The sequence below is a fragment of the Vibrio sp. L85 genome (assembly GCF_963871815.1).
Classification (GTDB): Bacteria; Pseudomonadota; Gammaproteobacteria; order Enterobacterales; family Vibrionaceae; genus Vibrio; species Vibrio harveyi.
Map to the genome: position 1 here is coordinate 1 of NZ_CAWMYL010000082.1, position 1,043 is coordinate 1,043.

Annotated in this window: 1 protein-coding gene; it reads right to left on the reverse strand. The window is 38.9% G+C overall.

Annotation, left to right across the window (positions count from 1 at the left end; all coding sequences use genetic code 11):
• Window positions 1-71: 71 nt before the first annotated feature.
• Window positions 72-431 (reverse strand): hypothetical protein, encoded by a 360-nt coding sequence (locus AACR11_RS08715; RefSeq protein ID WP_017818223.1) that lies wholly within the window; start codon window positions 429-431, stop codon window positions 72-74.
• Window positions 432-1,043: the final 612 nt, after the last annotated feature.

Here is a 1,043-nt window from a genome sequence, read left to right on the forward strand (position 1 = left end):
GAGAAAGAAAGTGATTGGGAGGACAGAGAAATCGACAGAGAGTTAGAAAGATAAAAAAGGGTAGCCAGTGGCTACCCTTTTTTTTCGCCTGAAAGATACTCATCAACGCTTTTATCTACCAATGCAGTATTCGATTTTCTTTGCTCAATAGAGTCGGCCTTGTTCTTATAATAACTCTCACCATCAAAGCTATGCGCTAAATTTAAATTCAACACTCCTTGAACTTGCCTAACTCTGCGATAAGTCTCTTCCATCAGCTCACGGTTGGAAGGTCTATCATCGTCACTATCATTTAGCTTGATGCGCAGTGCCAAGGTCAAAAGCTGACGAGTTGCCTCAGCATCACTTAACCTTTCTCTATCTCTGTACTTCTTAAAATCTTGCTCTAACTTCCCTCGCAGGGAGCTTTGTAAAGGGTAAGAACGCGACATAATTTAGCTTTTTCTCCTCAATGGATTTCAATGAAGTCCACTTTTTCACCTCAATAAAAACCAATTAAACACCAATGAAAAACCATTGTAGCACTCTTTAAAAATCCCCTCTACTGCCTTACAAAACAAGGCATAAATAACAATTCAATTAATTTTAATTATATTTACATTGAAACCAACCTTGAAGCCTTACCCTGAAAGGCGTCAATGACAATTCATTCTATATTCATATTTTTACATTGGGATTTTAGCGGCTAATTAGTTGAGATTTTGAAAATTTTTTTGATGGTCATCTTGCCTTAGCATAACTTTGTAACTCATTGTTTTTATTGCATTTATCCTTTTCACAGACAATCATTCGCATTGAAATCAATGCGCCGTGGTGTGTGGTCGCTTTCGGAGAAAGAGAAACGTCAGGATGACAACATCAGTATTCAGTGGATCGCCTTGGGAACAATTGACCAGCGCAAAGCTAAAAAGCCGTACCCATGGCGACTGAATAGGGAACGGAAAGAAGGGCAGACACAGGAACGAAGAGAGAGAAGGAAGAAAAGATGACAACCATCATTGCACCATCATGGTGCAATGATGGTTATTTAACTTTTGCGGAAT